Raw genomic sequence first — 12,678 nt, 5'->3', positions numbered from 1 at the left:
GGTTCTCGGCGGGCCTGATGAAAGCGATTTCTGCGCCTAGCTTACAGATTGAGTTGTTTCAAACCATTTAGAAAGGGGTGGAAACATGAACAAGAATGAACTCGTGTCCGCAGTAGCCGAAAAGGCTGGACTGACGAAGTCTGACGCAGCATCTGCCGTAGACGCAGTTTTTGATGTTGTGCAGGCCGAGCTGAAGAACAAGGGCGACATCCGTCTCGCTGGCTTCGGCAGCTTCACGGTTTCTCATCGCGCTGCCACGAAGGGTCGCAACCCGTCGACCGGCGCCGAAGTTGACATTCCGGCACGCAACGTGCCGAAGTTCACGCCCGGCAAGGGCCTGAAGGACGCCGTCAACGGCTGATACGAGATTGTCCGCCGGCCGTAAACGAGAACGGTCGCGCAGGATTTCGAGGGGGGTTCGGCATCGCCGGACCCCTTTTTGTTTTTGATCGCTTGCGGCATGCAGCGCTTTGTCTTACGACGGCGATGTTCTCAGGGCGGGGTGAAAGTCCCCACCGGCGGTAAGGGCTACGGCCTGAGCCCGCGAGCGCCTTCCGAAGCCTTGGTTTGGGAAGGGTCAGCAGATCCGGTGTGATTCCGGAGCCGACGGTTAGAGTCCGGATGAAAGAGAATGAGCATGGCCGCGCGCGGGCAGGGATCTGTCTGCGTCTGCGTTCTGTAACCTCATGCGTCCTGATTTATGTTTGGTCCCTATTCCGGATGGAAGACATGAATCAGAATTCCCTTGCAGTTTCGCACTCCCGCGCCTTCGCCGGTGCAGCCTTCATGGTGCTTGGAGGCGTCGTCTTCTCGCTCCTCAATGTCGTCACCCAATGGCTCACGATGACGCTTGCCTTCCCGGCGGCCTCCGCAGCCTTCTGGCAATATGGCTTCGCTTTTCTTTTCTCGTTGCCCTTCCTGCGCAAGGTCGGCCTTTCTGCCATGCGCACGGATTATCCCTGGCGGCATATCGTGCGTGTCGTCCTTGCTGCGCTCGGCGTCGAGGCCTGGGTCTCCGGCCTCGCCTCCGTGCCGATCTGGCAGGCGATCGCACTCGTCATGACCTCGCCCTTTTTCATCATTCTCGGCGCACGCCTTTTCCTCGGCGAGCGTGTTGGCCCCGCTCGCTGGATGGCGACAGGTGTCGGCTTTATCGGCGCCATGATCATCCTCCAGCCATGGTCGGACAGCTTCACCTGGGCAGCACTTCTGCCTGTTATCTCGGCTTTGCTTTGGGGCGCCTCCTCGCTCATCACCAAGAGCCTGACCGGCATTGAGAAGCCGGAGACGATCACCGTGTGGCTTCTGGTGCTGCTGACGCCGATCAATGGCGGCCTGGCGCTCGCGGCAGGCTTTGTGGTGCCGACGGGCGCCGCACTTGCTCTCTTCCTTCTGGCAGGCCTCCTGACGGTCGTGGCGCAATATCTGCTGACGCTCGCCTATGCCAGCGCCGACGCTGCCTATGTGCAGCCTTTCGACGACCTGAAGCTGCCGCTGAACGTGCTCGCCGGCTGGCTTTTCTTCGGCTATGCGCCGGCTGGTTATCTGTGGCTCGGCGCTGCGCTCATCCTCGCCGCGTCGCTCTTCATCATGCGCAGCGAGATGCGTCGCGAACGGCAGGCGGCCTGACGCAAACCGTACAAAATGTCGCAGGCTGTCATGTGTCTGTCATGGCAGTCCCGCAAAAAACCTCTGTTCGATTTTTTCGACATTGGGGGATTTTCAATGACATTGTCTTCGCGCAAGGCAGCGCTCGCTGCCATGCTTTTTGCATCCGTTGCCTTCCCGGCAGCGGCTGAGCCGGTTTTCAACCGCATCGCCTCTTTCCCGGTCGCGACCAACCTGCCGGCTGACAAGGACAAGCTTTCGGCCACTTCGGCCGAAATCATTACCGCTTCGCAGGATGGCAACACGCTGATCTACAGCGACAGCCCGCTCGGCGCGATTGGCTTCATCGACATCACCGATGCTAAGGCACCCAAGGCCGGCGGCGCGCTGATGATGGACGGTGAACCGACCTCGGTCACGACTGCAGCCGGCAAGGCGCTCGTCGCCGTCAACACCGGCGAAAGCAAGCAGAAGCCGTCAGGCCGTCTGGCGATCGTCGATATCGCCGGTAAGAAGATCGATGCTACCTGCGATCTCGGCGGCCAGCCTGATTCGATCGCCCTCAGCAAGGATAGGACGCTCGGCACTATCGCGATCGAAAACGAGCGCGACGAAGATGTCAACGACGGCAAGATCCCGCAGATGCCGGCAGGCGACCTCGTCGTCTTCCAGGTCAAGACCGACGGTACCGTCGATTGTGGCACAATCAAGCACGTTGCCCTGGCCGGTCTCGCCGGCGTTGCCCCGGAGGATCCGGAGCCGGAATTCGTTGCCTTCAACAGCCAGAACGAAATCGCCCTGACCCTGCAGGAAAACAACGAGATCATCATCCTCGACGGCACGACCGGCACAGTGAAGACGCACTTCTCTGCCGGCACCGTTGATCTCACCGGCATCGACACCAAACGTGACGGCGCCCTGAAATTTACCGGCGAGAAGAAGGGCATCCATCGCGAGCCCGACGCCGTAAAGTGGCTGGACGACAACCGTCTCGTCGTCGCCAACGAAGGCGATTATGAAGGCGGTTCGCGCGGCTTCACCATCTTCGACAAGACCGGCAAGGTCCTCTTCGAATCCGGCAGCTCCTTCGAGCGTGCCGTCGCCGCTATCGGCCACTATCCGGAAAGCCGCTCCTCGTCGAAGGGCGTCGAGCCGGAAGGTCTCGAAGCGGCCAAGTTCGGCACTGACAACCTGTTCTTCCTGCTCGCCGAGCGCGCTTCCGTCGTCGGCGTCTACAAGGACACGGGCGCCGATCCGGAACTGCTGCAGATCCTGCCGTCGGGTATTTCTCCGGAAGGCGCGATCGCCATTCCGCAGCGTAACCTGCTTGCGACCGCCAATGAACTCGACCTCGGCAAAGACGGCGGTGCGCGTTCGCACGTGATGATCTACGAGCGCGGCGAAGGCGAGAAGGCCTATCCGCACATTGTCTCCGCCGAGAAGGACGGCAATCCGATCGGCTTTGCAGCCCTTTCGGGGCTCGCCGCCGTTCCGGGCAAGCCGGGCATGCTCTACGCCGTCAGCGACAGCGTCCTAGGCTCGCAGCCGACGATCTACACGATCGACGCCACCAAGAAGCCGGCCGTCATCACCGATGCGCTGGTCGTCAAGCGTGACGGCGCTCCGGCCCAGAAGCTCGATATCGAAGGCATCGCTGTTGCCGCCGACGGCTCCTTCTGGCTGGCTTCGGAAGGCTATACCGAGCGCCTGGTTCCGCATGCGCTCTACAATGTTACCGCCAAGGGCGACATCAAGACCGAGATCGCTCTGCCGAAGGAGTTGCTCGCCAACGAAATCCGCTACGGCTTCGAAGGTGTCACGATCATCGGCACCGGCGACGACGCAACGCTGTGGATGGCCGTTCAGCGCGAGTGGAACGATGACGAGAAGGGCTTTGTGAAGCTCCTCTCCTACAACCCGAAGAAGAAGGAATGGGGCGGCGTGCGCTACCCGCTCGACAAGACCGAGAGCGGCTGGGTCGGCCTCTCCGAAATCACCGCCCAGGGCGACAGCGTCTACATCATCGAGCGCGACAACCTCGTCGGCGATGCGGCCAAGCTGAAGAAGCTCTATAAGGTCGCAATCTCCGACCTGAAGCCCGGCAAGCTCGGGGCCGAACTGCCGGTCGTCAAGAAGACGGAAGCCCATGATTTCATCGGTGACCTGAAGTCGGCCACCAATGGCTATGTTCTCGACAAGCTGGAAGGTTTTGCCTTCGACGCATCAGGCAAGGCCTATGCTGTGACCGACAATGACGGTGTGAGCGACTCCTCGGGCGAAACCCTGTTCTTCCCGGTCAACCTGACCGCTACGAACTGAGTTCGCATTCCCGCGAAATGGAAAGGCCGGGTTTTGCCCGGCCTTTTTCTTTGGCTCAATCACACTGACGACCCGACGGACCTAGACCATGAATTTGGGCAGTGCGGCCGCCAATGCGTCGACGGCAAGACGGATCCTGAGCGGCAGGTGCGGTGTCTGCAGCCAAAGCGCATGGCAGTCATAGAGAAACTCCGGCTGACCCGGCAGCAGCACTTCCAGCGCTCCAGCCTGCACACGGTCGCGGATGAGCCAGTAAGGCAGCCAGGCAAGCCCCATGCCGGCCGTTGCCGCATCTGCAATCGCATCGAGATCGTCGAGCCGCAATCGGCTGTTCGGCCGAACTTCCACCGGAGGCTGGTCGCCATGCGGGAAGAGCCATGGGCTGAAGCGGGCAGAGCGTGCGTAGATGATCGCATTGTGCCTGCCGATATCTTCGATCTGCTCAGGTCTACCATGCGCATCGAGATAGCTCGCTGAGGCGCAGACCACCATGCGCTGGCGCGCGACGCGGCGCGCGATAATGCCTGACCTGTCTGCCAGTTCGCCGGTCCGGATCGCGAGATCGTAACCGTCATCGGCGAGATCGGTAACGGGATCGCTGAGCGACAGATCGAGTTCGAGGTTCGGATATCGCTTTGCAAGCTCGATCAGAACCGGAAGCACGCAATGACGCCCAAAATGCACGGGCATGGTGACACGCAGCTTGCCGCATGGTTCGGAAAGATGATCGATCGCGAGCGCATCCGCCGCTTCCGTCTCGGCAAGGATCATCCGACAGCGCTCATAATAGGCGCGTCCGAAATCCGTCAGGCTCTGGCGGCGTGTCGTCCGGCTGATAAGGCTGACCCCCAATCGCTCCTCAAGAAAGCGGATGTGCTTGCCGACCATGGGGCCAGATAGGCCGAGTGCTGCTGCCGCTGCCGCAAACGAGCCCAGATCCACAGCCTTCACGAAGACGGTCATGCTGGTGAGACGATCCATATTGCAAACCCATGGTTTCTTCTGTCTTGCTTTCTGGCCAATTTATCTTCTGCAGTCCGCTTGTCATAGCTCATTCGGTTCAATTGTTTTGGAGTCGATCGAAATGGCACGCATAATCCGCTTCCACGAGCTGGGTGGTCCCGAGGTTCTTCGCATCGAGGATGTAGATGTGCCGGCACCCGGGCCGGGGCAGGTTCAAATCCGCGTCAAGGCGCTGGGCATCAACAGAGCCGAGGCGCTGCTTCGGTCCGGCAACTACATCGAGACTGCGCCTCTGCCATCTGGCCTGGGCCTCGAAGCGGCCGGCATCGTCGAGGCGGTAGGCGAGGGCGTGGATGGCTTTGCGCCGGGTGACGGCGTCAGCATCATTCCGCCGATCTCCATGGTGCGCACACCGGCTTATGGCGAACTGGTCGCATTTCCCGCTGAATACGTAGTCAGGCACCCGCCGTCGCTCTCCTGGGTGGCGGCAGCCGCGATTTGGATGCAATATCTCACGGCCTATGGCGCTCTTATCGATATTGCTCGGCTGCAGAAGGGTGATTTCATTGCCGTTACCGCGGCATCGAGCAGCGTGGGGCTTGCTGCGATCCAGATCGTCAACATGGTGGGTGCCACGCCGATCGCGATCACGAGGACCGCGGCGAAACGTCAGTCATTGCAGGATGTCGGTGCCGCGCATGTCATTGCATCGCAGGAGGAGGACCTTGAAATGCGGCTGAGGGAAATCGCCGGGGCGGACGGTGTGCGGGTCGTCTTCGACGCCGTGGCAGGCCCGATCTTCGGACCGCTGACGGCAGCAATGTCATCGGGCGGCATTCTCATCGAATATGGCGGACTGAGCTCGGCGCCGACGCCCTTTCCTCTGCCTGCCGTGCTCGGAAAATGTCTGACGCTGCGCGGCTATCTCGTTCACGAAATCACCCGCGATCCGGCCCGGCTGGACGCGGCAAAGCGGTTTATTCTGGAAGGGTTCGCATCCGGTGCTCTCAAACCCGTCATATCAAGGACATTCCCCTTCGAGCAGATCGTCGAGGCGCACCGCTTCCTGGAATCGAACGAGCAGTTCGGCAAGATTGTCGTAACGGTGTGATCCAGCACGGGCCGGATGGATAGATCAGGCCCGGCCGTCTTGGCCGGCCGGGCCTGAGCAATCAGTCAGGGCCTACCAGCGCTGATGGACATGCGGTGCGATCAGTCGCTTGTAAATCTCGCGTGTCGCCGCCATGACGTCAGCCGAGAGCGGCGCAAGATCGGCGGCGGCCGCATTGGCCTTGGCCTGCTCGGCATTGCGTGCGCCGGGGATGACGACCGTGACGGCCTCTGCCATCAGGATCCAGCGCAGCGCAAAGGCGGCCATGCTCGCACCCGCCGGCACCAGTTTGCGTACTTCCTCGACGGCCTGCAGGCCGACCTCGAAGGGCACGCCCGAGAAGGTCTCGCCGACATCGAAGGCTTCGCCATTTCGGTTGAAGTTGCGGTGGTCGTCGCTTGCGAACTTCGTGTCGCGGGTGATCTTGCCGGAGAGCAGGCCGCTGGCGAGCGGCACGCGGGCGATGATCGCCACGTTCTTGCGGCGGGCTTCGCTGAAGAACAGATGATCGGGACGCTGGCGGAAGATGTTGTAGATGATCTGGATGCTGACGACGCCGGGATATTCGATCGCTTTCAGTGCTTCCTCGACCTTCTCGACGCTGACGCCGTAGCCCTTGATCTTGCCGGCCTTCTGCAGCTCGTCCAGACCTGCGAAGACTTCCGGGCGATAGAGCACTTCCGTCGGCGGGCAGTGGAGCTGCACGAGATCGAGGCTGTCGACCTGCAGGTTTTTCAGGCTGCGGTCGATGAAGCCTTCCAGATTGGCCTTGGTGTAGCCATCAGCGACATGCGGGTTCAGACGGCGGCCGGCCTTGGTCGCGACCATCGGGCGTTCACCGCCGCGCGCCTTCAGCACTTCGGCAATGATCTTTTCGGAACGGCCGTCGCCATAGACGTCGGCGGTATCGATGAAGGTCATGCCGGCGTCGAGCGCGGCATTCAAGGCAGCGCGGCCGTCCGCTTCGCTGACATCGCCCCAGGAGCCGCCGATCTGCCAGGCGCCGAAGCCCACATCGGTGACGGTAAAGGGCAGGCGGCCAAAAGCATGATGTTTCATGGAAATCCTCCGTTCGTGATGAAAGGCCCTCGCAGTAGCAGGCGCCGGGTAGGGCGGCAATTGCCGATGGCGCTTGGATCGCCTGCTGCGATCAAATATCCTTGTCCACGACGGCTTCAACCGCAGACGACGGAAGAACAGGAAAGATCATGGATATCAAGGCTACAGGCTCGCGCCCTTCCACGAAGGGCCAGGCCGATTATTTCACCGGCTCAGTTCGTCTCGATCCGCTCGTCGAGGCGCCGGAGCCGGCGCGCGTGCGGGGCACTCACGTGACCTTCGAGCCGGGCGCGCGCACTGCCTGGCATACGCACCCCCTGGGGCAGACGCTGATCGTTACGTCAGGCAGAGGCCTCGCTCAGACATGGGGCGGGGAAATCAGGGAAATCCGCCCGGGTGATGTTGTGTGGTTCCCGCCGGGCGAGAAGCACTGGCATGGCGCAAGCCCCGAGACCGCCATGAGCCATATCGCCATCCAGGAAGCATTGAACGGCAGCGTCGCCGACTGGCTGGAGCAGGTCAGCGACGAGCAATATGCTGGCAAGGCCTGAGGCGGCTGCCCGACTTCAGGCTCTGAGAGAGCGCATGCGATTCGAGCTTCCGTTGCGAAGCTCTGTCGCGGGCCGAGGCGTTTCAGGCATCTCCGCAGCATCCGTGCGGGCTGCTTGTGGAAAACCTGACGCAACGGATATGAGGTCCGCAGGCAAAGCAGAATCGCCGATTTGCCGGGAGGATCGAGAAGGCTTTCCGAAACAATTTCAGGACTGTCATGGTTTTGTCTCCAAACCTGCTTGACACTAAAAGGCGAACCCCTTAGTTAGCCGCTCATCCCAACGGCCAGCCCGTTTGGAGAAGGTGCTCAGGCACCGGATTGCTTGAAAGAATGCGGGTGTAGCTCAGTCGGTTAGAGTGCCGGCCTGTCACGCCGGAGGTCGCGGGTTCGAGCCCCGTCACTCGCGCCATTTCAAAGCAGGCGTCAATTTGACGCCGTCTGTCCGGTTGCGTGGTATCCTCACGGTCCGAAAGGTCCAATGCGCGGGTGTAGCTCAGTCGGTTAGAGTGCCGGCCTGTCACGCCGGAGGTCGCGGGTTCGAGCCCCGTCACTCGCGCCATTTATCTCCGAAAAGCCATGCAGTTTCCGAGGGTCAGCCATGCGGCCTTCCACGACATTTGCGGATTTGTCGCGACATCGTTGCATCTGCTTGATAATGTCCGTCTCACGCTGTTCGAATAGCTTCTGTAAAAGTCTTGCGCCGGGGCTCCGGCTGCGCTAACCACGGCTTGTTGCAACGCACGTTCGCTTGCCGGGCATTTGCCCAGTTGCGCCGCCAGGCGCCGCCCGCAAGCAGGGATGAACATGATGACTGAACTGCTCAGTTCCTATATTCCGATCGCTATCTTCATCGGCATCGCGCTCGTTATCGGCCTGGCGCTTCTCATTGCGCCGTTTGCCGTTGCCTTCAAGGCGCCCGATTCGGAAAAGCTTTCGGCTTATGAATGCGGCTTCAACGCATTCGACGACGCTCGCATGAAGTTCGACATCCGCTTCTATCTCGTGTCGATTCTCTTCATCATCTTCGACCTTGAAGTCGCTTTCCTCTTCCCGTGGGCCATTTCCTTCGGCGCCATCGGCTGGTTCGGCTTCTGGTCCATGATGGTCTTCCTTTTCGTGCTGACCATCGGCTTTATCTATGAATGGAAGAAGGGAGCCCTGGAATGGGAGTAGCCCCCGCTAGCAATCAGACGCTCGTAGCGCAGCAGCCGAAGGGGATTATCGATCCCTCCACCGGCAAGCCGATCGGCAGCAACGACGCGTTCTTCGGCGAGATCAACAACGAGCTCGCCGACAAGGGTTTTCTCGTCACCTCGACCGATGAGCTGATCAACTGGGCCCGTACCGGCTCGCTGATGTGGATGACCTTCGGTCTTGCCTGCTGCGCCGTCGAAATGATGCAGCTCTCCATGCCGCGTTACGACGTCGAGCGTTTCGGCTTCGCCCCGCGTGCCTCGCCGCGCCAGTCCGACGTCATGATCGTCGCCGGCACGCTGACCAACAAGATGGCGCCTGCGCTCCGTAAGGTCTACGACCAGATGCCCGAGCCGCGTTACGTCATCTCCATGGGCTCCTGCGCCAATGGCGGCGGCTACTACCACTATTCCTATTCGGTCGTGCGCGGTTGCGACCGCGTCGTGCCGATCGATATCTACGTGCCGGGCTGTCCCCCACGGCGGAGGCGCTGCTTTACGGCGTGCTTCTGCTGCAGAAGAAGATCCGCCGCACCGGCACGATCGAACGCTAAGGGTAAGGACAGAGAATTATGAGCGAAGCCCTTACTGAGCTTTCGTCGTACCTTTCGGAAGCGCGTGGCAACCTGATTGCCGCCTCACAGCTCAAATATGGCGAGCTGACGCTGACGACGACTGGCGATAACCTTATTCCGCTGCTGACCTTCCTGCGCGATGACGCCAAATGCGGCTTCGTCAACCTGACGGATATTTGCGGCGTCGACTGGCCGCAGCGCGAACTGCGCTTCGATGTCGTCTATCATATTCTGTCTCCGAAGCAGAACCTGCGCATCCGCGTGAAGGTGGCGACCGACGAGGATACGCCGGTTCCGTCCGCCTGCGCCGTTTATCCGGGCGCCGACTGGTTCGAGCGCGAGACCTGGGACATGTACGGGGTGCTCTTCACCGGCCACCCGGACCTGCGCCGGATCCTGACCGACTACGGTTTCGAAGGCCATCCGCTGCGCAAGGACTTCCCGACGACCGGTTTCGTTGAAGTTCGCTACGACGATGCGGCAAAGCGCGTCGTTTACGAACCTGTCGAACTGAAGCAGGAATTCCGCAATTTCGATTTCTTGTCCCCTTGGGAAGGCACGGAATATGTGCTGCCGGGCGACGAAAAGGCGAAGCAGTAAGTTTGAGGCGTGTGGCGGGCCGAAAGCCTGCTGTTCACTGACTACCTGAAAAAGCGAGCCCATCGCCATGACCGAACATAACGTCCGTAACTTCAACATCAATTTCGGGCCGCAGCATCCGGCAGCGCACGGCGTTCTGCGTCTTGTGCTGGAGCTTGACGGCGAAATCGTGGAGCGCGTCGATCCGCATATCGGCCTGCTGCACCGCGGTACCGAAAAGCTGATCGAGACCAAGACCTATCTGCAGGCCGTTCCCTACTTCGACCGCCTCGACTACGTGGCGCCGATGAACCAGGAACATGCCTATGCGATGGCGGTCGAAAAGCTGCTCGGCATCGAGATCCCGATTCGCGGCCAGCTCATCCGCGTGCTCTACTCGGAAATCGGTCGTATTCTGTCGCACCTGCTGAACGTCACGACGCAGGCCATGGACGTCGGTGCGCTGACGCCGCCGCTTTGGGGCTTCGAAGAGCGCGAAAAGCTGATGGTGTTCTATGAGCGTGCTAGCGGCTCACGCATGCACGCCGCTTACTTCCGTCCGGGCGGTGTCCATCAGGACCTGCCGGAAGAGCTCGTGCAGGATATCGGCAAGTGGTGCGACCAATTCCCGGGCAAGCTCGACGATATCGACGACCTTCTGACCGGCAACCGCATCTTCAAGCAGCGTAACGTCGATATCGGTGTCGTCTCGCTGGAAGATTGCTGGGCCTGGGGCTTCTCGGGCGTCATGGTGCGCGGTTCGGGCGCTGCCTGGGACCTGCGCCGCGCGCAGCCCTATGAATGCTACTCGGATCTCGAGTTCGACATTCCGATCGGCAAGAACGGCGACAACTACGATCGTTACCTGATCCGCATGATCGAGATGCGCGAATCGGTGAAGATCATGAAGCAGTGCGTGAACCGCCTGCTCGGTGATGCCAAGGCGGGACCGTTCTCCTCGATCGACGGCAAGGTCGTTCCGCCGAAGCGCGGCGAGATGAAGCGGTCGATGGAAGCGCTGATCCACCACTTCAAGCTTTATACCGAAGGCTATCACGTTCCGGCCGGCGAAGTTTATGCTGCCGTCGAAGCGCCAAAGGGTGAGTTCGGCGTCTACCTCGTCTCCGACGGCACCAACAAGCCTTACCGCTGCAAGATCCGCGCTCCGGGTTATGCACACCTGCAGGCGATGGACTTCATGTGCCGTGGCCACCAGCTTGCCGACGTCGCGGCCGTTCTCGGCTCGCTCGACATCGTGTTCGGCGAGGTGGACCGCTGATGCAGGCTCTGCCGCTCGCAGCCGCACTTCTTCTTTCGGCTTCCTCCGCCTTTGCGCAGGATGCCGGAAAGCTCGGCACGCCGCTGGGCCATGAGGAAGCGCAGCCGCCGGCAGAGCAATCGTCCATGGGCGATCTTTTGTCCAAGGGCTATCAAATCAAGGCCGCCGTGCCGAATGGCGGCAAGTTCGTGGTGTTTATGCAAAAAGACCAGTCGGCCTATGCCTGTGAAATGCAGTCTTTGACTGCTTCGCGGTGTGGAACGCTAAACTGACAAGGCGTGAGGAAGAATGTCCGTTCGTCGATTAGCCGAAGATCAATTCCAGCCGGCCGCATTCGCTTTCAGCGATGAAAATGCGGTCTGGGCGGAAAAGACGATTCAGAAATATCCCGCAGGCCGTCAGCAGTCCGCGGTTATTCCGCTGTTGATGCGTGCGCAGGAGCAGGATGGTTGGGTCACCCGTCCGGCGATCGAAAAGATCGCCGACATGCTGGACATGGCCTATATCCGTGTCCTCGAAGTCGCGACCTTCTATACCCAATTCCAGCTTCATCCCGTCGGCACCCGCGCTCACGTGCAGGTCTGCGGCACGACGCCCTGCATGCTGCGCGGTTCGGAAAAGCTGATGGGGGTCTGCCGCAGCAAGATCCACCAGCATCCGTTCGAGCGCAACGCCGAGGGCACGCTCTCCTGGGAAGAGGTCGAATGTCTCGGGGCCTGCGTCAACGCTCCGATGGTGATGATCGGCAAGGATACCTACGAGGATCTGACGCCGGAGCGCCTGGAAGAAATCATCGATACGTTCGCGGCAGGAAATGGGGCGAGCGTCAAGGTCGGCCCGCAGATCGACCGTCACCTGTCCTCACCCGAAGGTGGCCCGACGACCCTGCTGGACGATGTTGCTGTCAGCCGCACTGGGGTTAAGAAGGCCCCGGCTGCCGCGCCTGTCGACGGCGCGCCGGTTCCGCCCTCCGAGGCCGCTCGCCCGAAGAGCACCGATGCAGAGACCAACGCGTCGCTGAAGACGCCGGCAACGTCTCCCAAGGCATCGGCCAAGAACGCGAAGGCTGCCGAAGTTCAGCCGCTGTCCGGTACGGCTGCTTCCGAACCCGCGCCGAAACCTGTTGCTGAAGCCGTTGTAAAGCCGTCGCTGACCGACAAGAATTGCCCGGCCGGCATCGAAAAGCCCGCCGCTCCCGATGATCTCAAGATGATTTCCGGCGTTGGTCCGAAGATCGAAGCAACGTTGAACGAAATCGGCATTTTCACCTTCTCGCAGATCGCGGGTTGGAAGAAGGCCGAACGCGAATGGGTCGATGGTTTCCTGAATTTCCGCGGCCGCATCGAGCGCGATGACTGGGTCAAGCAGGCCAAGGCGCTCGCCAAGGGCGGCGAAGCGGAATATATCAAGGTCTTCGGCAAGAAGCCGCGGTAAGAGGT

Annotated in this window: 12 protein-coding genes, 2 tRNA genes, 1 pseudogene and 1 riboswitch; of the genes and pseudogenes, 13 read left to right on the top strand and 2 right to left on the bottom strand. The window is 60.9% G+C overall.

Going from position 1 to position 12,678, the window contains the following annotated elements:
* The first annotated feature begins 85 nt into the window (after nucleotides 1–85).
* The 3 genes from hupB (at nucleotide 86) to ACR9ZQ_RS18575 (ending at nucleotide 3,927) form a co-directional block, all read left to right on the top strand.
* A complete protein-coding gene (hupB, locus tag ACR9ZQ_RS18585) occupies nucleotides 86–361 on the top strand; it encodes a DNA-binding protein HupB (protein ID WP_003558438.1) in 276 nt (91 codons plus the stop codon).
* 123 nt (nucleotides 362–484) lie between these two features.
* A riboswitch (FMN riboswitch) is annotated at nucleotides 485–637 on the top strand.
* 83 nt (nucleotides 638–720) lie between these two features.
* Nucleotides 721–1,629 carry a DMT family transporter gene (locus tag ACR9ZQ_RS18580; RefSeq protein ID WP_481428505.1) on the top strand — a complete coding sequence of 303 codons (909 nt, stop codon included), beginning with the start codon at nucleotides 721–723 and terminating at the stop codon, nucleotides 1,627–1,629.
* Nucleotides 1,630–1,725: 96 nt separating this feature from the next.
* A complete protein-coding gene (locus tag ACR9ZQ_RS18575) occupies nucleotides 1,726–3,927 on the top strand; it encodes an esterase-like activity of phytase family protein (RefSeq protein ID WP_310382957.1) in 2,202 nt (733 codons plus the stop codon).
* Nucleotides 3,928–4,008: 81 nt separating this feature from the next.
* Here the strand turns inward: ACR9ZQ_RS18575 and ACR9ZQ_RS18570 are convergent, their stop codons facing one another.
* Nucleotides 4,009–4,908, bottom strand: a complete 900-nt coding sequence (locus tag ACR9ZQ_RS18570) for a LysR family transcriptional regulator (protein WP_310382958.1) — start codon at nucleotides 4,906–4,908, stop codon at nucleotides 4,009–4,011.
* A gap of 103 nt (nucleotides 4,909–5,011) precedes the next feature.
* Between ACR9ZQ_RS18570 and ACR9ZQ_RS18565 the strand changes: the two genes are divergently transcribed.
* A complete protein-coding gene (locus ACR9ZQ_RS18565) occupies nucleotides 5,012–6,001 on the top strand; it encodes a zinc-dependent alcohol dehydrogenase family protein (RefSeq protein WP_310382959.1) in 990 nt (329 codons plus the stop codon).
* A gap of 72 nt (nucleotides 6,002–6,073) precedes the next feature.
* On the opposite strand, the gene ACR9ZQ_RS18560 is transcribed toward ACR9ZQ_RS18565, so the two are convergent.
* Entirely contained in the window at nucleotides 6,074–7,060 is a 987-nt protein-coding gene (locus ACR9ZQ_RS18560) for an aldo/keto reductase (RefSeq protein WP_310382960.1), read from the bottom strand.
* Between the two features lie 149 nt (nucleotides 7,061–7,209).
* On the opposite strand from ACR9ZQ_RS18560, the gene ACR9ZQ_RS18555 reads away from it, so the two are divergent.
* The 9 genes and pseudogenes from ACR9ZQ_RS18555 (at nucleotide 7,210) to ACR9ZQ_RS18515 (ending at nucleotide 12,673) form a co-directional block, all read left to right on the top strand.
* On the top strand, nucleotides 7,210–7,611 hold the full coding sequence (locus ACR9ZQ_RS18555; protein WP_113324447.1) for a (R)-mandelonitrile lyase: 402 nt from the start codon (nucleotides 7,210–7,212) through the stop codon (nucleotides 7,609–7,611).
* A gap of 334 nt (nucleotides 7,612–7,945) precedes the next feature.
* Nucleotides 7,946–8,022, top strand: a tRNA-Asp gene (locus ACR9ZQ_RS18550).
* Nucleotides 8,023–8,095: 73 nt separating this feature from the next.
* A tRNA-Asp gene (locus tag ACR9ZQ_RS18545) sits at nucleotides 8,096–8,172 on the top strand.
* 248 nt (nucleotides 8,173–8,420) lie between these two features.
* On the top strand, nucleotides 8,421–8,786 hold the full coding sequence (locus ACR9ZQ_RS18540) for an NADH-quinone oxidoreductase subunit A (RefSeq protein WP_113324478.1): 366 nt from the start codon (nucleotides 8,421–8,423) through the stop codon (nucleotides 8,784–8,786).
* Nucleotides 8,777–9,360 (top strand): annotated as a pseudogene (locus ACR9ZQ_RS18535) (NuoB/complex I 20 kDa subunit family protein). Before ACR9ZQ_RS18540 ends, ACR9ZQ_RS18535 begins: the two are co-directional and overlap by 10 nt.
* Nucleotides 9,361–9,378: 18 nt before the next feature.
* Complete coding sequence (locus tag ACR9ZQ_RS18530; RefSeq protein WP_007823880.1) at nucleotides 9,379–9,981, top strand: NADH-quinone oxidoreductase subunit C; 603 nt, start codon at nucleotides 9,379–9,381, stop codon at nucleotides 9,979–9,981.
* Between the two features lie 67 nt (nucleotides 9,982–10,048).
* Nucleotides 10,049–11,239 carry an NADH-quinone oxidoreductase subunit D gene (locus ACR9ZQ_RS18525; RefSeq protein ID WP_113324446.1) on the top strand — a complete coding sequence of 397 codons (1,191 nt, stop codon included), beginning with the start codon at nucleotides 10,049–10,051 and terminating at the stop codon, nucleotides 11,237–11,239.
* The gene (locus ACR9ZQ_RS18520) at nucleotides 11,239–11,511 is read left to right on the top strand and encodes a hypothetical protein (RefSeq protein WP_113324445.1); all 273 of its coding nucleotides are present in this window, start codon (nucleotides 11,239–11,241) and stop codon (nucleotides 11,509–11,511) included. The genes ACR9ZQ_RS18525 and ACR9ZQ_RS18520 overlap by 1 nt, the downstream gene beginning before the upstream one ends.
* A gap of 16 nt (nucleotides 11,512–11,527) precedes the next feature.
* Nucleotides 11,528–12,673 carry an NADH-quinone oxidoreductase subunit E gene (locus ACR9ZQ_RS18515; protein WP_481428504.1) on the top strand — a complete coding sequence of 382 codons (1,146 nt, stop codon included), beginning with the start codon at nucleotides 11,528–11,530 and terminating at the stop codon, nucleotides 12,671–12,673.
* Nucleotides 12,674–12,678: the final 5 nt, after the last annotated feature.

Source organism: Rhizobium sp. KNZ14-9A, assembly GCF_056755015.1.
This window is presented reverse-complemented; position numbering and strand designations above follow the sequence as displayed.

Excerpts from the sequence above, each read along its gene's own strand:
- ACR9ZQ_RS18525 (WP_113324446.1), top strand. The coding sequence starts at position 10,049 with ATGACCGAACATAACGTCCGTAACTTCAACATCAATTTCGGGCCGCAG.
- ACR9ZQ_RS18530 (WP_007823880.1), top strand. The coding sequence starts at position 9,379 with ATGAGCGAAGCCCTTACTGAGCTTTCGTCGTACCTTTCGGAAGCGCGT.
- ACR9ZQ_RS18560 (WP_310382960.1), bottom strand. The coding sequence starts at position 7,060 with ATGAAACATCATGCTTTTGGCCGCCTGCCCTTTACCGTCACCGATGTG.
- hupB (WP_003558438.1), top strand. The coding sequence starts at position 86 with ATGAACAAGAATGAACTCGTGTCCGCAGTAGCCGAAAAGGCTGGACTG.
- ACR9ZQ_RS18515 (WP_481428504.1), top strand. The coding sequence starts at position 11,528 with ATGTCCGTTCGTCGATTAGCCGAAGATCAATTCCAGCCGGCCGCATTC.
- ACR9ZQ_RS18580 (WP_481428505.1), top strand. The coding sequence starts at position 721 with ATGGAAGACATGAATCAGAATTCCCTTGCAGTTTCGCACTCCCGCGCC.
- ACR9ZQ_RS18555 (WP_113324447.1), top strand. The coding sequence starts at position 7,210 with ATGGATATCAAGGCTACAGGCTCGCGCCCTTCCACGAAGGGCCAGGCC.
- ACR9ZQ_RS18575 (WP_310382957.1), top strand. The coding sequence starts at position 1,726 with ATGACATTGTCTTCGCGCAAGGCAGCGCTCGCTGCCATGCTTTTTGCA.
- ACR9ZQ_RS18540 (WP_113324478.1), top strand. The coding sequence starts at position 8,421 with ATGACTGAACTGCTCAGTTCCTATATTCCGATCGCTATCTTCATCGGC.
- ACR9ZQ_RS18565 (WP_310382959.1), top strand. The coding sequence starts at position 5,012 with ATGGCACGCATAATCCGCTTCCACGAGCTGGGTGGTCCCGAGGTTCTT.
- ACR9ZQ_RS18570 (WP_310382958.1), bottom strand. The coding sequence starts at position 4,908 with ATGGATCGTCTCACCAGCATGACCGTCTTCGTGAAGGCTGTGGATCTG.
- ACR9ZQ_RS18520 (WP_113324445.1), top strand. The coding sequence starts at position 11,239 with ATGCAGGCTCTGCCGCTCGCAGCCGCACTTCTTCTTTCGGCTTCCTCC.